Source organism: Ancylobacter aquaticus, from assembly GCF_004339465.1.
Taxonomy (GTDB): domain Bacteria; phylum Pseudomonadota; class Alphaproteobacteria; order Rhizobiales; family Xanthobacteraceae; genus Ancylobacter; species Ancylobacter aquaticus.
On sequence record NZ_SMFY01000001.1, the window covers coordinates 1,317,529 to 1,337,050 of the forward strand.

Below are 19,522 nucleotides of genomic sequence, written 5' to 3' on the forward strand. Positions count from 1 at the left end.
CTTGATCGCCCAGAAGTGCAGGCACTCCTCGCACATCTCGTCGTCCGTGCAGTAAGGGCAACTATATTCATAAGGGTCGGTCAGCCAGCGCCAAAGCCGAATGATGAACGTCAGCATGTAAGCTTCTCACCGCGATGACGATTTGTTGTATGTACATTCGCGGTGCAATTGGCTGGGAGTATGGTGGCAGTGTTTCCAGTGTCTACGATAATATGTCTGAATATTACTGTCGAGAGTTGGTCAATGACGTGACCGGATCAAGGCGGGAGGCGTTGCGCGCCGGCAGGAACCCGAACGCCACGCCGATGAGGCTGGAGCAGGCAAAGGCGACGAGGATCGACCCGGTCGAATAGACGAGGGCGAAGTTCGAGCCCAGCAGCGCGAACACCGCTCCGAAGGCCAGCGCCAGCCCGACCCCGGTCGCTCCGCCGAGCAGGCAGACCATCACCGCCTCGGTGAGGAATTGCTGCAGGATGTTGCTGCGCCGGGCGCCGACCGCCATCCGCACGCCGATCTCGCCGACGCGCTCGGACACCGACACCAGCATGATGTTCATCACCCCGATGCCGCCGACCACCAGCGAGATGACGGCGATGGCGGCGATCAGCATGGTCATCGTCTGGGTCGTCGAGGTGATGGTGCGGCGGATGTCGTCGGTGTTGAGGATGAAGAAGTCCTTGCTGCCGTGGCGCTGGATGAGAAACCGCGTCACCTCCTGCTCGGCATAGGCGCTGTCGACGTCGTCATTGATCTTCAGGGTAATGGAGCGCAGCGCTGTGGAGCCGAGGATGCGCGCCTGCACCGTCGTGTAGGGCAGGTACAGCGAGAGGTTCTGGCTCGACCCGAACCCGCCCAGCTGCGGCTCGGTGACGCCGACCACACGGGCCGGCACCGTGCCGATCAGCACCACGGCACCCACCGGCTCCACGCCCGTCTCGTCGAACAGCGCCTTGCGCGTGTTGGCGTCGATGACGACGTCTAGCGACCGGGAGGTGACGCCCGCCGCGTCGAAGAATCGCCCGCGCGCCAGCCTGGTGCCCTTGGCGGCAAAATAGTGCTCGCTCACCCCGTTCACCAGGGCGTTCGCCTCCTTGCCGCCGAAGCGCACCGTGCTCTGGGTCGAGACGGTTGGGGTGGCGGCGGCGATATAGGGCTGGCGGGCTAGCTGCTCGGCATCGGCCACCACCAGCGTGGTGATCCTCCCGGAGCGCGTATCGCCATAGTCCTTGCCGGCGAAGATCTCGATCGTGTTGGTACCGAGCCCGCTGATATTGGCGAGCACCTTCTGCCGCGAGCCCTCGCCCAGTGCCACCACGCACACCACCGAGGCGATGCCGATGACGATGCCGAGCATGGTGAGGCCGGTGCGCAGGCGATGCGCGTTCATCGAGGTCAGCGCCATGCGGAAGGCCTCGCCGAACTGGTCGAGCCGCTGGCGCCAGCCGGAGCGCGGGGCCGGCATGCCATCGCTACGCGGCGGCGCGGTGGGCGCGGGTGCGGTGCGGCGGTCGCCGATGATGCGGCCGTCCTCGATCTCGATGATCCGCCGGGCCCGCGCCGCCACGTTCATGTCGTGGGTGACGATGATCACCGTGCGGCCTTCGGCGTTGAGCTCGGCGAGGATCTTCAGCACCTCCTCGCCGCTCTGGCGGTCGAGCGCGCCGGTGGGCTCGTCGGCGAGGATCACCTCGGCATCGTTCATCAGCGCCCGGGCGATGGAAACCCGCTGCTGCTGGCCGCCGGACAGCTGGCCAGGCCGGTGGCCGAGCCGCGCCGCCATGCCGAGCCGGCCGAGCAGGGCGGCCGCGCGGGCCCGGCGCACGTCGTGGGGGAGGCCGGCATAGATCGCCGGCATCTCCACATTGCCCAGTGCGGTCAGATCGGCCAGCAGATTGTAGCGCTGGAACACGAAGCCAAAATGCGCGCGCCGCAGCCCTGCCAGCTCATCGGCCGAGAGCCGCGCGACATCGCGGCCCGCGATGCGGTAGCGCCCCCCGCTGGGCCGGTCGAGGCAGCCCAGAATGTTCATCAGTGTCGACTTGCCGGAGCCCGAGGCGCCGACAATGGCGACCATCTCGCCGGCGGCGATGGAGAGGTCGACGCCGCGCAGCACCGTCACCGTTTCCTCGCCCGAGACGTAGTCGCGTGTCACGCCTTCGAGCGAAATGAGCGGCGCCGCGACGGCGTCTTCGTTGTTCATGCTCAGAACCCCATCGGCGGCGGGCCGGGCATGCCGGAAGTGGAGGGCGCAACGCTCGCCGTATCGCCCGTCACCACCCGCTCGCCCTCCGACAGGCCGGCGCGAATTTCGGCCACGGTCTTGTCGTTGAGGCCGATCTCGACAGTGCGGGTCTCCACCCCGCCGTCGGCGCCCAGCACCCGTACCTCGTAGCGCCCTTCGGGGCTGCGGGCACCCAGCGCCATGGCGGGGATGGTGAGCACGCCGGTGGCGGTGCCGACGACGATATGCACTTCCGCCGTCATGTAGGTGCGCAGCCGCCCTTCCGGGTTCGGCACGTTGAACAGGCCATTGTAGTAGATGGCCGACGTGCTGCTGCCGGACGTGCTGGCCGAAGACGAGGTGCCGGTGCTGGAGGAGAAGCTGTCGTCGCTCTTGATCGATTCCGGCGCTGGTTCGATGAAGGCCAGCTCCGTCTCGTAGCGGCGGGTGCCCTCGCCGACGATGGTGAAATAGGCCCGCTGGCCGGGGGCGGTGCGCACCACGTCGGCTTCGGAGATTTCCGCCCGCACGGTCATCATGTCGAGCCGGCCGAGTACCATGATCGTGGGGGCGGACTGGGCGGCATTCACCGTCTGGCCCTCCTGGCTGACGATGGCCAGCACGGTGCCGTCGATGGGCGCGGTGATGCGGGTGTAACCGAGATTGGACTGGGCGTTCTCGACCGCGACCTCGGCCTCGATGATCTGCGCCTTCAGCTGGTCGATCTGCGCGCGGGTTGCCTTCACATCGGCTTCGGCGGCCTCGAAATCGGCTTGCGACACGATCTTGTTTGTCACCATGGAGGCGCGACGCTCAAGGATCAGCACGTCGCGGTGCAGCAGCGCTTCCTTCTCCACGAGTTGCGCGCGCACATTGTCGAGCGCCGCCCGGGCGGTGCGCAGGGCGTTGTCCTGCAGCACGGAATCGATCTCGGCGAGGAGTTCGCCCGCCTTTACCTGCTGGCCGAGCGTGACCGGCACACGGGTGATACGGCCCGAGGCCTGAGCACCGACGGCCACCAGCTTGACCGGCTTGAGCGTGCCAGTCGCGAGCACCGCCTCTTCCACATCGCCGCGCTCCACCCGCGCTGTCACCAGCGTCGCGGCGGGGTCGGTGGTCCAATGGCGGCGCGTGCCGTAGGCGCCGGCCGGAACTATGAGAAACGCCGCCAGCAGAAGCGGCGTGACAAGCCTGCCCTTCACTCTTCCTCACTCGGTTCAGCCCCCGCCTGAAGGGCGAGCCGGGTTGAGGTAGCGCGGGCCGATTGCCCGGCTGTTTCCCGCGAGGTTACGAAGAAAGGCGTTTTGTGTCCCGGGATTGCCCGGGGCAGGGTCAGCAATGCTGGTTGATGCATCCGCCACCGCGCGCCAGCGGGGGCGGTCGCGCATAGGTCGCACCGGCCGGGCGCGGGTCGCATGTGGAACGCCGACACAAGTTAACGCCGCGTTAACCATGCTGCCCCGATCCTGCCATCGTTGCGTTGCGGGTGCACCGCACGGCGAATCGAGTACGGTTGATGCGACGGCGCCTTTTCACGACATGCGGATCGGCGATGCTCGCCCTGTGGGCGGAGTTTGCATCCTTGCCGGCTGCCGCTGAAGATATCAGCTGCCAGCTCACGGCCACGGCCCTGCAGTGCGGCGGCGTGGCGAGCGGCACCGATTCCACCGCCATCGGCGAGGATGCGCAGGCCACGCAGGCTGGCACCACCGCCGTCGGGCAGGGCTCGCGCGCTTTCTCCGAGAATGCCAGCGCCTTCGGCCAGCTTGCCGTGGCCAATGGCGTCTCCTCCACCGCCATCGGCTGGAGCGCCACCGCCAATGGCGAGGAAGCGACCGCGTCCGGCCAGAGCGCCGTCGCCAATGCCGCCTTCTCCTCGGCCTTTGGCAGCGGCGCGAGCGCCAATGGGATCGCGTCGTCCGCACTCGGCCAGGACGCGCTGGCCAATGGCACCAACGCCACGGCCGTGGGGCAGGGCGCGCGTGCCAACGCTTCCGCCACCACTGCCGTTGGTCAGGGAGCCGTTGCCAATGCGGCGAATGCCACGGCTCTGGGTACGGGCGCCACCGCCAACGGCGCCGGCTCCACCGCGCTCGGGCAGGGCGCCGTCGCCAATGCGGACAATGCCACGGCGCTCGGCTTCGGCGCGACGGCCAATGGTGCGGGGGCCACTGCCCTCGGGCAGAATGCGGTCGCCGCCGGCGCGGGCTCGGCCGCCGTGGGCCAGAACGCCAATGCCTCCGCCGCTCAGTCCAGCGCGATCGGCTATGGTTCCACCGCCGCCTATGAGGGGTCGACGGCCATCGGTGCCGGGGCCTCCACCACCCGCGCCAACCAGGTCGCGCTGGGAACCGGCAGTTCCACCTACACCATGTCCGGCATCACCTCCGGCGCCAGCCGAGCGGCGCAGAGCGGGGCGGTGCAGATCGTCACCACCGACGCCGCCGGCAACCTTGCCAGCGCCAACACGGCGGACCTTTTCGACCTGCGGCCGGTGTGGGCCGAGATCGACCGTGTCAGCGAGGGTGTCGCCATGGCGATGGCGATGGACACGCCGCCTCTGCCCACCGGGAAGAACATGGCGCTGAGCGCCCAATGGGGCACGTTCGGCGGCCAGAACGCGCTGGCCCTCTCCAGTATCGCGCGGATTCACGACGATTCCTTCTTCGTCACCGGCAGCATCGGCATAGGGCTCAACGAAGGCACGGTCGGCGGCAAGGCCGGCGTGCTGTTCGCGTGGTGAGGCCCATGCGGCGCCACGCCCCCTTGCCGGTTCTCATGCTCGTTCTGGCCCTGCTGGTGCCAGAGTTGGCCCGCGCACAGGAAAAGCAAGCCGACGCCATTCCCCAGCCGGCGGTGCTGCTGGCCCTGTTGCGCGGCACGCTGATGGCGCTCAACCAGGCCAATATCACCGGCAATTATTCGGTGCTGCGCGACCTTGCGACGCCATCCTTCCGCGATGCCAATTCGAGTGCCGCGCTTGCCGATCGCTTTCGCCCGTGGCGCGAAGGCCGGCTCGACTTTGCCGCCGTGTTGCTGCTCGATGCCAAGCTGTCGGCGGCGCCAGCCATCGGGTCGGATGGCGCGTTGCGTCTGCGCGGCCATTTCCCCACCGCGCCGCTGAAGATCGGCTTCGATATCGCCTTTCTGCCGGTGGACGGACATTGGCGCCTGGGCGACATCGCCGCCGAACCGCTTGAGCCGGAGGTGACGGGATCTGTCGCCCGCGCGGTGGAGACGCCGGCTCGGCCGGTGCCGGCCACTCCTGTCCAAGCCACCGCGACCGGCACGACCGCGACATTCAGCCTGCCGGTTCTGCCCCCCGCCGCGAGCCTCGGCATTCCACTTCCCCCCGGCGACCGTCCGCGCAGCTAGAGAGCGATGCGATCAGATTGAAGTAGTCTGACCGCTGAATCGCCCTCCATCTCTCCGATAGAGCACACGCACGCACTCGGGATTGTCCTATGGCGGTGCGGGGACGGTCGGATACCCCTCCAGCGGCGCGCTGGGGAGACTGGGCGTAGCTTCGGAGGGAACCGACGCGGCGCGGGGCGCGCGCTCCATTGTCCGCGCCGGTGCCGGCGGCGGGGCGCTGGGCCCGCCCGGCCCGAAATCCGCGTCGGGATAGACGATCGGCCCGCCGATCCGGCCAAGCTCGGGTGGGGCCGGTAGCGGGCGACCATAAGGCTGCCAACTGCGCGGCAGGAAATAGCCATTTATGGTGTAGCGGTACATGATCCGCAGGAGCGATGCCTCCGTCGCGCCGCCCTGGCAGAAGCGCAGGCGCACCGACAGCACGCCGCGATCCCCCATCAGAACGTTGACCCGATCCTGCCCCTGGATGCGCTGCCAGGCATACAGGCACAGATCGCGCCCTTGCCCATGGCCTAGCGCGTAGCCGAACGGCCCATAGCGGTTCTGCACGAAATAGGTCGAGGGGCGCATGTCGATGCCCGGCAGGGCCTTCTCCATCTCCTCGGCGAGCGCGTCTTCGGCGAGGAAAGTATCGCTCTTGAGGTTCTCGGGCCCGGTGCGTCCCTCCACCGGGCCGAAGAAGGTGACGTGAAAGGCGTTCTGGCCGGGCGTCGCCGCCTCGGTGGCGAGCATCACCTCCTGCTGCAGCGCATTGGCGAAGCGGGTCTCGATGACGCCGATGACGCGGGGACCGCCCGGCTCCGGGATAACGAGCGATTCGACCGTCGGCACCTCGATCGCCATCGTGGCGACTATCGGGGCTCCGCCGCGCCCTGTCACGCAGCCTCCCGCCAGTAATAGGCAGCCCATGGCGAGAACACGCCGGGGCAAGCTTCGACCGCGTGCCTGCGTAGCGCGTGCCCCCGCGCGATGCACCGCGTCGCCGCCCGGGCCTGGGTTCAGGCGGGGCATGGCGGGCCTGTCAGTCTCACAAAACGAATCACCCATTCTGCCAATCTAGCGCCCTGAGGCCGCGGCAGAAACGGTCAAAGAGCGAACAAGATATTCGCGGAAGTGATGACCCTACGAAATCTCGCCTCGTCTAGCGGCTTGCGACTAATCTCAGGGTAACGTAAGAGCCGCCGCTAAGGCGACTGCGGAGAGCTGCCAGAATTATGAATAGGAAGTGGCTTACTGGTGTCTGGGTACTTTTGATCGCTCTGGTAGCGTTCATCATCACCTTGCCCGTTAACTTGCAGGCTCAGCTTGTTACCGGCTGTATTGTGATTCTACTAATTGTTTTTTTGAAAATGTTCGCGCCTGAAGGGGTTCCGCGCATGGTCGCGTTGGCCCTTGGTACGGCAATGGTATTTAGATATGTATACTGGCGGACGACATCAACATTGCCGCCCATGGAAGAATTGGCCAATTTCATTCCCGCGCTGCTGCTCTACGGCGCGGAAATGTACAGCGTCGCCCTGATGGGGCTGAGCTTGTTTGTCGTCTCGTCGCCCCAGCCGCCACGAACCGCTCCGGTCATCGCATCCGGCAGGGAGCCGACGGTCGATATCTTCGTTCCAAGCTATAATGAGGATGCCGGCCTGCTCGCCACCACGCTGGCCGCCGCCTCGGCGATCGATTATCCCCGCGATCGGTTCACGGTGTGGCTGCTGGACGATGGCGGTACTGACCAGAAGTGCGAGCAGCACGATCTGCCGGCAGCCCGCGAGGCACAAATGCGCCGGGAAACGCTAACCGAGCTTTGTCGCGAACTCGGGGTGAACTATCTCACCCGCCCGCGAAACGAGTACGCTAAGGCCGGCAATCTCAACCACGGCCTCGCTCATTCCAGCGGCGAGCTCATCGTCGTTTTCGATGCTGACCATGCGCCGGCACGTTCGTTCCTGCGCGAGACCATCGGCTATTTCAACGAGGACCCGCGCCTGTTCCTCGTCCAGACGCCGCATTTCTTCATCAATCCCGATCCGGTCGAGCGCAGCCTCGACACTTGGCGCCGCATGCCGTCGGAAAACGAGATGTTTTACGGCGTTATCCAGCGCGGCCTCGACCGATGGGGTGGCGCGTTCTTCTGTGGCTCGGCGGCGGTACTGCGCCGCGAGGCCCTGCGGGAGACGGACGGCTTCGCCCATTCGTCCATCACCGAGGATTGCGAGACGGCGCTCACGCTGCATGCGCGCGGCTGGCACAGCGTGTATGTGGACACTCCGCTCATCGCCGGGCTGCAGCCGGAGACCTTCGCTAGCTTCATTGGCCAGCGCTCGCGTTGGGCGCAGGGCATGTACCAGATCCTCCGCTTTCATTTCCCGCTGTTCCGTTCGGGTCTGACCATGGCGCAGCGCATCTGCTACATGTCCAGCATCCTGTTCTGGTTCTTTCCGATCTCGCGAGCCATCTTCCTCGTTTCTCCTTTCTTCTATCTATTTTTCTCTCTAGAAATATTCAACGGGTCTGGCGCCGAATTCGTCGCCTATACGGCTGTCTACCTTCTCATAAATCTTTTCATCCAGAGCTATCTCTACGGAAAATACCGCTGGCCGTGGTTTTCCGAACTTTATGAATACATACAGACTGTTTATCTTCTGCCGGCGCTTCTGTCTGTGATGATCAATCCAAAGAAGCCGACCTTCAAGGTGACGTCGAAAGGCGAAACCATTGATGAGAACCGCATCTCGGAAATTGGCCTTCCGTTCTTCGTTATCTTCGTCATCCAGATCATCGCGGTGTTCGTGACCTTCTGGCGGATTGCGACGGAGCCCTACTCGGCCGACATCACCATCGTCGTCGGCATGTGGAACCTGCTCAATCTGATCATCTCGGGCTGCGCCCTCGGCGTGGTGTCCGAAAGGGCTGCCAAGCGGCACAGCCAGCGCATGGCCATCACCCGGCGTTGCAGCCTGCTGATCGATGGCGTCGAAGTGCCCGCCGTGATCGAGAACGTCTCCATGGGCGGCGTGCGCATTCGCACGGAGCTTCCCGCCGATGCGAAGGCGCGCGTCGGCATGCACGCCGTGGTTCGGGTGACACCGCCCGACGCGTGCATCAGCGACACGCTGCCGATCCTTGTGCGCAAGGTTGCCCTTAGTGAGGGGGCGGTGGTGCTGGGAGCCCAGTTCAACGCGAAGTGTGCCGCCCATTACCAGCTGATCGCCGACCTCATTTTCGCCAATGCGGACGAGTGGAAAAAATTCCAGGCGGGGAGGCGGAATAATCCCGGCGTGTTGCGCGGCACGGTGATGTTCGTGATGATTGCGGGCTTCCAGACCCTGCGCGGCCTCGCCTATGTCACTCAGCTCGAAAAGCTGACGCGCCGCTTCGCACCGGGCCTTTTCGCGAGGGCGCCGCGATGAGAATTTCTCAGTCTCGTTTGTTTGGCAGCACCCGCGTTGCCGCCAGTCTTCTTGCGGCGCTGCTGCTGTTGCCGGTCGAAGCCATGGCGCAGCCGGCTTTCAACCTGGGCGATGACGGCGCTGGGCCTGTCGGCGCGGTCGTGGCACCGGCTTTTGAAACGCGGAGTGACGGCGGCGCCGCCGCCGATGCCCGTTCCCCCGCTTTCGACATACACGGCAGGATGGGCTGGTCGGGGGATGCCGTCACCACTCCCGCCAAGACGGCCCCGGCGGGCGCGCCCTTCACCATGACGGCGCCCGGGCCTGCCGGTGCGTCCGATCCCAAGCCGCAGCCGGGTCCCGCCGCGCCGGGCTACGCGGCGCCGTTCCAGATGCTGCCGGGCCAGCCGATAGCGGCAGCGGCGGCGAAACCGGACGCGGCCGGGCCGATGGTGCCTGACCGGTTCATCATTCCTGTTCCGCGCCTCCGGCTTGAAGGGGAGTCGGTGTCGCGCGGCTGGGTCACGTATTTCACGCAGCAGGAGGCGGAGCGCCCCGTCACGCTGCTGATCGGTTACCTCAACGCCATCTATGTCATGCCGGAACTGTCGAGGCTTCGGGTCACGATCAATGGTCAGTTCGTCGCCGAAGTGCCGATTGCCTCGGCGCAGGGGCCCACACAGGTGAAGGCGGCGATTCCCACTGGTGTCCTGCGCGCCGGCGGCAATCTCATCCGCCTCGAGATGCGGGCGGTGCATCGCACCGACTGCTCCATCGAATCGACCTATGATCTCTGGATGGAATTCGACAATGCGCTGACCGGCATGGTGTTCGAGGGCGGTCCCGTCCCCCATCCCACCATGGTCGATGATCTTCCCGCCATCGGCGTCGATGCCCAGGGCACGACCAATATCCGCTTCATCCATCCAGGGCCCATCGAGTCCCATCACAGCGACCAGATCCTGCTGGCCGCCCAGGCTCTTGCGCTGCGCGGGCGCTTTTCTCATCCCGTGGTGTCGATTGTCGGTACAGACCCGGGGCCCGCGCCGCCCGGCACCCTGAACGTTGTCGTCGGCTTGCCCCAGGATTTGCGCAATGCGATGGCATTTCCCCCGCCGATCGCGACCAATCAGCCTCTGGTGCGTTTCGTAAACGACAGCCGGGCCGGCGGGACCGTCCTGGTGCTCGGCGGTGAAACAGCGGGCATTATAGAAGCGGCCATCGACCGCCTCGCCACCGGAAGCGCGCATTCCGATGACAACAAGGTGGCGATTTCCTCCCGGTTCGCGCCCGACGCCCCCTTCTTCACCGGCGCCGGCAGCGTGCGCTTTTCGGAAATGGGCGTGACGACCCAGGAGTTTTCCGGCCGCCGGCTGCGGTTGCGGTTTCCCATCGGCCTGCCCGCCGATTTCTACGGGGCCGCAAATGGTCAGGCGCGCATCCTGCTCGACGCCGCCTACGCTCCCAGCGTGCGCCCGGGCAGCCAGCTTTCCGTTTACGTGAACGGTTCGCTCGCTTCCGCCTACATGCTCACGGAGCGGCACGGCGGGTTGATGGAGCGAAAGGTCATCAAGGTTCCGCTGACCCATTTCCGCGCCGGTATCAACCGGGTCTGGATCGAGGTGACGCTGGATGTCGACTCCGACGAGGTCTGCGGTCCCGGCGCCACGCTGGTGCGCCAGCAGCGCTTTGTCGTGTTCGATTCCAGCGAGTTCGTCATGGACAACTTCGCGAGGATCGGCAGGAGTCCCGGTCTGGCGGCGTTCATCGGTCGGGGGTTCCCTTATTTCCAGTCGACCCAGCCGGTCGCGGTGGTCATGCGCCAGGACATCCCGACGGTCGCTGCGGCCGCGACGGTCATGGCCCGGCTTGCCCTGTCGTATGAGGGGACGACGCTGGTTGAAACCGCTCCGTCGCCGGCCTCATTGGCCAGCCGGCCCGTTCTCTTTATCGGGGACATCAATCACATCCCGCCCGACGTCCTGCGCCAGGTCGGGGTGGTGGATGCGAGCAAGATCCGCTGGCTCGCTGCCCCCCCGCCCCGGGACGGCGCGAGCCAGGGGGCAGCGCCGACCTGGGACAGCCCTCTCTCGACGCCGTCGGATGCGTCGCTCGAGGCGAACGTCCGCGTGCGTTCCGCGTCTGGCAATAATGACATTCTTGACCGTTGGCGCGATGAGGTCACAGGCGAAAGCGGCTTAAGTGCCGCGATCCTGCGATTCGAGCGGTGGTTTAAAAGCACTTACGGCATATCTCTCGGCGGCTCGGGGGACGAGGGCGACAGCGAGCCTTTCAACCCGCCGCCGAACAGCTCGGTGCTGGTGGCTCAGGGGTTTGCGCCGAGCAGCAATGCGGTCTGGACGCTGATCGCCGGCCATACGGCGGACAGCCTCGACGCCGCCATCGGCGACTTCACCCTGCCGGAGTATTGGCTGAAGATATACGGCCAGGCCGCCGTGTTCGACGCAGCGACGGGGCAGGTGGACATCCGGATGGCCCGCGACCGGCGATTTATCGTGACCGAACCCTTGGGACCGTCCAATCTGCGGCTCATCGCGGCAAACTGGTTGTCGTTGAACATTGTCACCTACGCGCTGGTTCTGGTCCTATGCTGCATCGTCTTCGCCGTCGTCACCAGCCTGCTGCTCCGGCGCCGGCCGAAAGGTGGAGGCTAAGCGATCTCCCGGGTTTCGCAGCCCTTCTTCCAGCGGTCCTTCTTCCGGCGCTGCTGCTTCTGGCCGCGCTCGTCGCCTCGCCCGCCGGGGCACGGGTCCAGCCCGGCATGATCTCTCCCGAGGATTGGTCCGCCTACGGGTCGCGTTTCATCGACCCGAGCGGCAGGGTCATCGACGACGCCAATGGCAACATCAGCCATTCCGAGGGGCAGGGCTACGGCATGCTGCTGGCCTTTCTTGCCGGCGACAAGGCAAGCTTCGAGCGGATATGGACCTTCACCCGCACCGAATTGCTGATCCGCGACGACGGATTGGCAGCCTGGCGCTGGGACCCGAAGGCGGACCCGCATGTCACGGACATCAATGTCGCCAGCGACGGCGACATTCTCATCGCCTATGCGCTGGCCCTCGCAGGGCGGGCGTGGAAGGTGCCGGACTATGAGGAAAGCGCAACCCGGATCGCAAAGGCGCTCGGCCAGCAGGCGATCCGCCGCGAGGGCGGGCGGCTGGTATTGCTGCCTGGCGTGACCGGCTTTTCTGCCGAGGAGCGCCCGGATGGGCCGGTGCTCAATCTGTCCTATTGGATTTTTGAGGCCTTTCCGGTCCTTGCCCGTCTTGCACCCGAGGTCGACTGGGAGGGCCTTGCCGCCTCAGGAAAGGAATTGCTTTCCCTCGCCCGCCTCGGCCCGGCGAAACTTCCCCCGGACTGGATTTCCGCTCCGTCGAATGGCCCGCTGGTGCCGGCGGAGGGCTTCGAGCCGGTCTTTGGTTACAATTCGTTAAGGATAGTTCTTTACCTTCTGCGTGCTGGCATCACCGACACCGACGTTCAAAAAGTCGTTCTCGACAATTGGATGGTGCAGAATGGCGGGATGCCCGCGATCGTGAACATTCCGACCGGCAAGGCTTTGGCCCGGTTGTCGGAACCCGGCTACCGGATGCTTGCGGCGACGCTTGCCTGCGCGATTGACGGCTCGGCCATTCCGGCCGACCTGCGGCGCCTGCAACCAAGCCAATATTATCCGTCGACGCTTTATCTTCTGAGCCTTTCGCTGGTGGGTGAGAAATATCCGACATGTCTTCGCTGAGGGTAATCTTGCTGATCCTGATCGGGGCGGCCGCCGTCCCGGCCATCGGCCAGCAGTTCACCTCTCCGCCCTCTTCCGAAGGCACTTCCGCCGCCACCGGCACGGCCCCGACGCCCCAGGTCGATGAATCTGCGCTGCGTTTCTTCGCGGCGCAGGGCGACAATGCGCGGCTGGAAGCCGAAATGGCGCGGCTGCGGGCACTTTATCCCAACTGGCAACCGCCCAAGGACCTGTTCAGTCCGACGCTCGACCAGGATCCGGACATCGCCCGGATGTGGGAGCTTTTCGCCCAGGGCAAGTTCTCCGACATACGCGCCGCCATCGCCCAGCGGCAGGAGGCGGAGTCGGGCTGGCAGCCGCCGGCCGACCTGCTGACCCGGCTTGACGAGGGCGAGGCCGCCCGCCGGCTGGTCAACGCCGCCGAGGCCAAGCAATGGGCCTCTGTCCTGCGCATCGCCACCGAGACGCCCGGCATGCTGGTCTGCGGCAATATGGATGTGCTGTGGCGCGTGGCGGAGGCCTTCGTGCGGACCGAGGCGGCTGCGCGGGCGAAGGACGTCTACGCCTATATCCTCAGCACCTGTCCCGACCCCCAGGAGCGTCTCGCCACCGCGCAGAAGGCGATGCAGACGCTCGACGGGCCCGAATTGGACGCGCTGCTGGCGCTCCAGCGCGCCAAGCCCGACGGCACTCCCGAATTTGCCAGTCTGGACAGCGATTTTCTGCGCACGCGCGTCGGTCGCGCCGCGGAGGATACGACCCTCACCGTTTCCGCCGAAGACATCGGCGCGTTGGAGCAGTTGGCCCGCAACGGTTCGACCCCCGACGACGCCCTGGTTCTCGGCTGGTATACCTTCCGGCAAGGCGATGCCGCGAAAGCGGTCGACTGGTTCAAGCTGGCGCTGGATCGAAAGGGCGGGGCCTCGGCCGCCGAGGGCTACGTGCTGGCGCTGGAGGGATCGGGGCGGGCGCTGGAGGCGGAGCCGATCGCCTATCAATGGCGCGACGCGGGTGCCGACAACCGCACAGCCTATATCGACCTCATGGCCGGCCTGCTCTCCACATCGCCACCGCCCCGTCTCGACCAGTCGATCGTCGCCCGGTTTGCGCCGGTCGTCTCGCAGGACAAAGCCGCCGTCGGGGCGCAAGCGCTCGGCTGGTATGCCTACAATACCGGGCAGATCCCCACCGCGGCCTCCTGGTTCCGCACCGCTGTGCAATGGGCGCCCGAGGACGAAGTGTCGGCCTATGGGCTCGCCCTTTCCAGCATGCGCCTGAAGGACAGCGCGACCCTCGACGCCATCGCCGCCACCTGGGCCGGAAAGTCCGAGCGCATCCTGGCGCTGGTTTCCCCCGCGACCCGTCGCGAGTTGGCGGCCCGCGCGCCGGCGAGCAGCCCGCTTCCGCTGCCGGCCGCCTCCGCACCGACGCCCGCTTCCCGGCCGGCCGCGACGGCACCGTCCAGCGCCCCTGCGGCACCCGTGCCGCTCAATGTCGCGGCGAATGACAGGCTCGGTGGCGAGACGACAAGCCGTGCGCCTGCACCCTCGGCCGGGCGCGGGCGCCACGCCTGCTCGGGCGCCAGCGACGCCGCTTTCCGTGCCGGCCGCATCTCGCCCGAGGCCGCCGTCGCGCGCGGCTGGTGCCTGCTCGATCTCGACCGCCCGAGGGAGGCCATCAATGCATTCGACCTCGGCATCGGCAACGGCGCGGGCCGGACGGCCGAAGACGCGGCCTATGGCAAGTCGCTGGCCTATCTGCGACTTGGGCTCACCAATCAGGCGCAGCTCGCGGCGGTCGAGACGGCCCAGCCGCCCGCCCGCGCGGTGGAACTGAGCGTCGATCTCCTCACCCAGCGCGCGATAGCCGCCTATCGCGACGCCCGCTACGTGGAGGCGATCCTCGCGCTCGACGAGCGCAATCGCCTCGCGCCCGAGGAACAGGATCTGATGATGATCCGGGCCTGGTCCTATTTCAAGCTCAGGGACTTTGCCTCTGCCGGGCGCATCTTCAAGGCGCTGCGGGCCGCCGGCTATGCGGAGGCCGGCGCCGGCATCAACGCCATAATGGCCGTCACGCGCCAGTGGCGCAGCTGAACCGACCCGCTCGATTGCGCTGACCCGCCACCTTCATCGATGTTGCCCTGTCAGATGGCGGGGTAGCGGGGGGTATAGGCGAGGCTATTGATATGCACCGCGATGTCGGCGGGGCGCGGCACGCGGGCGAGGCCCTTGTCGAAGATGAGCTCGGCGATGCGTGCCGCCACATGCAGCGAGGCTTTGCGGATATCCCGCTGCGGCGGATAGATGAGGCCCAGCGCCAGATCGTCCGGCGTCACCTGCTCCGCCACGGCCTTGGCGGCGACGATGAACATGTCCTCGGTAACGCGGCTCGACTGGGTGGCGAGCACGGCCATGCCCATGGCGGGGAAGATGTAGACGTTGTTGCCCTGGCCGGGCACGAAGCGCCTGCCGCCGAACTCGACCGGCGGAAAGGGGCTGCCGCTGGCGAAGATCGCCCGCCCGTTAGACCATTTATATGCTTCCTCCGCCGTGCATTCCGAGCGCGAGGTGGGGTTGGAATAGGGGAAGATGATCGGCCGGGCGTTGATCCCTGCCATGGCCTCGATCACCGCCTGATTGAACAGCTTCGGCACGGTACTGACGCCGATGATCCCTGTCGGCCGGATCGCCTCGATAGCGTCGACGAAGCTTGAAATGGGTGCATGTTCGTGGGCGAAGGGCTTCTGGAACCCCGCGATGTCGGTCCGCGTGTTCACCATCAGGCCGTTGACGTCGAACAGCCAGTTTCGGGCCCGCGCTTCCTCGATGGTGGCGCCTTCGAGGACCATCGCCTGGCTGATCAATTCGGCAATGCCGGTTGCCGCCGAGCCGCCGCCGAGAAACAGGAAGGTCTGGTCGGTGAACCTCTCGCCGGACAGCTTCAGCGCCCCGTAGATGCCCGCCACCGCAACCGCCGCTGTGCCCTGGATGTCGTCATTATAGGTGCAGATCCGGTCGCGGTACCGCTCCAGGATAGGCACGGCATTGATGTTGGCGAAATCCTCCCACTGCAGGCAGCAGAGCGGGAAAAGCTCTGTCACCGCCGCGACGAACTCCGCGATGAAGGCATCATATTCGTCGCCGCGCACGCGCTCCTGGCGCAGGCCGAGATAGAGTGGATCGTCGAGCAGCGTGCCGTTGTTGGTGCCGACATCGAGGGTGATCGGCAGTGTCATCTCCGGGGGCACGCCGGCGCACACGGTGTAGAGCGCGAGCTTGCCGACGGGAATGCCCATCCCGTTGACGCCGAGGTCGCCGAGCCCGAGGATCCGCTCGCCATCGGTCACGACGATGAAGCGCACATCCCGCTGCGGCCAGCGCGACAGCACCTCCTTCAGCCGGCCCTTAAGGGTGATGGGCAGGTACATGCCCCGCGTCGCGCGCAGGACATGGTCGTATTTCTGGCAGGCCTCGCCGACCGTCGGGGTGTAGACCAGCGGCATGAACACCGCCGGGTCGGACATCAGCACCGCATAGAACAGCGTCTCGTTACGGGCCTGAAGGTCGCTCAGAAGCAGATATTTTTGCAGGTCGTTGTCGAGGATCGACAGCTGCAGATGGATGCGCGCGACCTGCGTCTCCAGTGTATCGGCCACCGGCGGCAGGAAGCCTTCAAGTCCAAGCCGCCCCCGATCTTCGGTGGAAAACGCGCTGCCGCGGTTCAGGACGGGATTGTGCAGCAGGGATGGCCCGTTGGGGGCAAGTGGGCCGGACGGCGACATGGCTGTGTTCTCCAGAAGGACGCATGGAAGGCTGATCTGTGTGGGGGCCGGAGAGCCACGCGGACCCCGCCGGAAATCCGGAAAACCCTCAGTCGTCCGCTTCGAGGCGCGATCCTAGCCGATCACCTCGGTCCCTTCGACCCGGACCGGCGCGATTGGCGCCCGCCGCCGCCTTTGAGCGGGACTTATGCGGGGATCGTCGCGCGCGGCATCAGGCCCTTGCCGATGCTGAAAGGGTCGAACGACGGCGAGGGTCGCGAGATCGCGCTGGCGAGCGTGAGAGAACTACACGCGGCCTCGTTTCGGTAGTGCTGTCATCCCGGTTGCATCGAAGCGCCGATCGAAGACCTCCGCCCATAACCTATTTCTATGCAATAGATTTGATAATACTAAACCGGCGAAATAGTTTGCGGCGTATTTGCAATTCCAAACAAAAACCGTCTCGGCTACACAACTAGACATCTGGTTTGCCGCCTGTAGCGTAAGGAAAAGCCGCGATGACGAGACTATCCGGAGCCGAAGCAGAGCCTTCCTTCGCCTATGACGGCTACGCCACGCTCGGGCGCATCGGCCTCATCTATATCGCCTCCAGCGTGGTGATGGATGCGGAGATGGCCGCCATGGCGGCGCCCGGACTTGCCGTTCACACCACGCGCCTGCGGCTGCCCAAGGTTACGCTCGAAGGCATCGACGCGATGATGACGGCGCCCGAGCTTGAGCAGTCCGCCCGCCTTGTCGGCTCCGCCCCCATCGACGTGCTGTGCTTCGGCGGCACCAGCGCCTCGTTCGTCTACGGCACGGCCTATGACAAGGCGCTGATCGCGCGCATGGAAGGCTGGGTGCCTGGGCCGAAGGTGACGACGGCGTCCACCGCCTCCTTGGCGGCGCTGGCGGCGGTGAAGGCCGGCCCCGTGGCTCTGGCGACGCCTTATGTCGATGCCATCCACCAGCGCGCCATCAATTTCCTCGGCTCCAACGGCCACCCGGTGCTGGCGCACGGCAATCTCGGGATCGACGAGGACCATGCGCTGGCGGAGGTTCCGCTGGAAAAAGTCTATGATCTCGTCTGCTCGGTCGACCACCCCGATGCCACCGCGATTTTCATCAGCTGCACCAATTTCCGCTCTGTCGGCGTGATCGCGGCGTTGGAAACGGCGCTCGGCAAGCCGGTGATTTCGGCGGTTCAGGCTTCTTTCTGGCACTGCCTGGAGATCACCGGCATCCACGGCGCGCGCCCCGGCTATGGCCGGCTCTTCGACAACCGTCTGGCGCCATGAACGCAGCTCGGCTGCGCGGCGCTGCATCGGCCGGACCTATCTTAAGAAGCATATAAATATATTTTATTGATGGCCCGCGAGCCGGCACGTTCCGAGGACTGTTCCTCGGGGCGGCGGCAGGCACTTCTGGCGCTGGCGGCGTCCGACGTTTTAAGTAAAGAATAGATTAAGTTAGTATAGATTTATAGAGAGACGAGAGCCTGAGCATGTAGATGCTCGGGTTATTTTACGTTTCATAATACTAAATTTTAGTAGTGCTGATAGATGCACCATGAGGGTGTCTATAAAATAGACATTTGCACAAACTTATAATTTCGATGCCATGAATAAGTATTTATAATTGACGCATCGGTAGATATCTCCAAACTTCGCGGCATGTGAGAGGTGTCGCGCCTGGCTGAGCCAGTCGCCCCGGGGGAAGAGCGCACAGTGGTCACGCGCCATTGTCGCGATCAGACCTTCATCTGGGGTGTTTGGTGCGGGTCGGGGCGCGCGTCCCTTACGTCAGCGCCCTTGCGCCGCTGTGGCCTGGAAGGTGATGCCGCCGACGCGCGTTCGCGCGTATGGCAGCCCGGCTCCTTTCGGCGCTGAAGTTTCGTCAGTCATTGGAGTGCCGATTTTGCAGATCAAGGACGTTCGCGTCAGCGTGCATCGTTTCAAGAACGCGGTGCCGCTGATCAACAAGCCGATCGAGGATGATTACCGCATCATCTGCGAGATCGAGACCGACGAGGGGCATGTCGGCATCGGCATGGCCTCGCGCTTTCTGTGGCACGGGGTAGCCGCGATCGTTGAAAAGCATCTGGGTCCGGCGATCATCGGCATGGACCCGCGCGATCTCGAGAAGATCCACGCCCGGCTCCAGCCGATGATTTCCGAACGCGGCGCGATGACCGGCATCAACCTGGCCGGGTTGTCCTGCGTCGACCTCGCGCTGTGGGACGTGATCGGCAAGGCGAGCAACCGGACCGTCGCCCAGATGCTCGGCGGCGCCAAGGATTATGCCGACGCCTACGTCACCTATGGCTTTGGCGCCTTCGAGACCGAGCACCTCATCGAAATGGCACGGGTACTGATCGGCAAGGGGCATACGCGCCTGAAAATGCTGGTCGGCACCGGCCGGGGACTGGTGGCGGATGCGCGCCGTGTTGCCGCCGTCCGCGAGGCGGTGGGCGAGGACATCCTGCTCGCGGTCGACGCCAATGAAAGCCTGCGGGCCGAAGAGGCGCTGCGCATCGCCAAGATGATCGAGCCCTACAACATCGCCTGGTTCGAGGACCCGCTGCAGCGCGTCGATGCCCGCGATCTCGGCAATATGCGCAAGCGCACCACCATTCCGCTCTCCGCGGGCCAGATGGACGGGCATGCGCTGCGCTTCCGCGAATGGATCGAGCATGACGCGATCGACATTTTCATGCCGAACAGCATGTACAATGGCGGAATGACCGAGACCCGCCGGGTCGCTCATCTCTCCCAGATCTACAACAAGCCCTTGTCCGACGCCGGTGGCGGCGGCGTGTGGTGCGTTCATCATGTCGCCGGCTTCCGAAACGGCACGCTGGCAGAAATCCACCTCGGCACCGAGCAGGTCGAGGAACAGATGTTCGTCGACCCGCCCCGGGCGGTGAACGGACGGATTGCCATACCGGCCGCGCCGGGCTTCGGCGTCACGCTCGACAGGGATGTCCTCAAGGAAACGCTCGTCACCGCCTGACG

At 65.5% G+C, this 19,522-nt stretch carries 12 protein-coding genes; 8 read left to right on the plus strand and 4 right to left on the minus strand.

All coding sequences use genetic code 11. The annotated features are described in order from the left end of the window. Positions 1-223 precede the first annotated feature (223 nt). Together EV667_RS06015 and EV667_RS06020 are read right to left on the minus strand one after the other, a co-directional pair. The gene (locus tag EV667_RS06015; RefSeq protein ID WP_131834352.1) at positions 224-2,200 is read right to left on the minus strand and encodes a MacB family efflux pump subunit; all 1,977 of its coding nucleotides are present in this window, start codon (positions 2,198-2,200) and stop codon (positions 224-226) included. A 2-nt stretch (positions 2,201-2,202) separates the two neighbouring features. Then, positions 2,203-3,423 (minus strand): efflux RND transporter periplasmic adaptor subunit, encoded by a 1,221-nt coding sequence (locus EV667_RS06020; RefSeq protein ID WP_131834353.1) that lies wholly within the window; start codon positions 3,421-3,423, stop codon positions 2,203-2,205. A gap of 380 nt (positions 3,424-3,803) precedes the next feature. Between EV667_RS06020 and EV667_RS06025 the strand changes: the two genes are divergently transcribed. Continuing rightward, complete coding sequence (locus tag EV667_RS06025; protein ID WP_245515990.1) at positions 3,804-4,964, plus strand: YadA-like family protein; 1,161 nt, start codon at positions 3,804-3,806, stop codon at positions 4,962-4,964. A 5-nt stretch (positions 4,965-4,969) separates the two neighbouring features. Beyond that, positions 4,970-5,596, plus strand: coding sequence for a hypothetical protein (locus EV667_RS06030; RefSeq protein WP_131834355.1), 627 nt, complete (start codon positions 4,970-4,972; stop codon positions 5,594-5,596). Between the two features lie 87 nt (positions 5,597-5,683). Here the strand turns inward: EV667_RS06030 and bcsN are convergent, their stop codons facing one another. Beyond that, positions 5,684-6,439, minus strand: a complete 756-nt coding sequence (gene bcsN / locus EV667_RS06035) for a cellulose biosynthesis protein BcsN (protein WP_245515991.1) — start codon at positions 6,437-6,439, stop codon at positions 5,684-5,686. 371 nt (positions 6,440-6,810) lie between these two features. Between bcsN and bcsA the strand changes: the two genes are divergently transcribed. From bcsA to EV667_RS06055, 4 genes are read left to right on the plus strand one after another with little or no spacing between them, the layout of a single operon-like run. Next, positions 6,811-9,003, plus strand: a complete 2,193-nt coding sequence (gene bcsA / locus EV667_RS06040) for a UDP-forming cellulose synthase catalytic subunit (RefSeq protein WP_131834357.1) — start codon at positions 6,811-6,813, stop codon at positions 9,001-9,003. Further along, on the plus strand, positions 9,000-11,657 hold the full coding sequence (locus EV667_RS06045) for a cellulose biosynthesis cyclic di-GMP-binding regulatory protein BcsB (protein WP_245515992.1): 2,658 nt from the start codon (positions 9,000-9,002) through the stop codon (positions 11,655-11,657). The genes bcsA and EV667_RS06045 overlap by 4 nt, the downstream gene beginning before the upstream one ends. Before the next feature lie 50 nt (positions 11,658-11,707). After that, entirely contained in the window at positions 11,708-12,745 is a 1,038-nt protein-coding gene (locus tag EV667_RS06050) for a family 8 glycosyl hydrolase (RefSeq protein ID WP_131835047.1), read from the plus strand. A gap of 8 nt (positions 12,746-12,753) precedes the next feature. Further along, positions 12,754-14,841, plus strand: coding sequence for a hypothetical protein (locus EV667_RS06055; protein ID WP_245515994.1), 2,088 nt, complete (start codon positions 12,754-12,756; stop codon positions 14,839-14,841). A gap of 50 nt (positions 14,842-14,891) precedes the next feature. Here the strand turns inward: EV667_RS06055 and EV667_RS06060 are convergent, their stop codons facing one another. Further along, complete coding sequence (locus EV667_RS06060; protein ID WP_131834359.1) at positions 14,892-16,529, minus strand: NAD-dependent malic enzyme; 1,638 nt, start codon at positions 16,527-16,529, stop codon at positions 14,892-14,894. Positions 16,530-17,026: 497 nt separating this feature from the next. Here EV667_RS06060 and EV667_RS06065 point away from each other — a divergent pair, with 497 nt between their 5' ends. Beyond that, positions 17,027-17,806 (plus strand): maleate cis-trans isomerase family protein, encoded by a 780-nt coding sequence (locus tag EV667_RS06065; protein WP_131834360.1) that lies wholly within the window; start codon positions 17,027-17,029, stop codon positions 17,804-17,806. Positions 17,807-18,416: 610 nt separating this feature from the next. Next, positions 18,417-19,520, plus strand: a complete 1,104-nt coding sequence (locus EV667_RS06070) for a mandelate racemase/muconate lactonizing enzyme family protein (protein WP_245515995.1) — start codon at positions 18,417-18,419, stop codon at positions 19,518-19,520. Positions 19,521-19,522: the final 2 nt, after the last annotated feature.

Coding starts and splice junctions, on each gene's coding strand:
- EV667_RS06045 (WP_245515992.1), top strand. CDS start 9,000: ATGAGAATTTCTCAGTCTCGTTTGTTTGGCAGCACCCGCGTTGCCGCC.
- EV667_RS06015 (WP_131834352.1), bottom strand. CDS start 2,200: ATGAACAACGAAGACGCCGTCGCGGCGCCGCTCATTTCGCTCGAAGGC.
- bcsA (WP_131834357.1), top strand. CDS start 6,811: ATGAATAGGAAGTGGCTTACTGGTGTCTGGGTACTTTTGATCGCTCTG.
- EV667_RS06030 (WP_131834355.1), top strand. CDS start 4,970: ATGCGGCGCCACGCCCCCTTGCCGGTTCTCATGCTCGTTCTGGCCCTG.
- bcsN (WP_245515991.1), bottom strand. CDS start 6,439: ATGGCGATCGAGGTGCCGACGGTCGAATCGCTCGTTATCCCGGAGCCG.
- EV667_RS06060 (WP_131834359.1), bottom strand. CDS start 16,529: ATGTCGCCGTCCGGCCCACTTGCCCCCAACGGGCCATCCCTGCTGCAC.
- EV667_RS06065 (WP_131834360.1), top strand. CDS start 17,027: ATGACGAGACTATCCGGAGCCGAAGCAGAGCCTTCCTTCGCCTATGAC.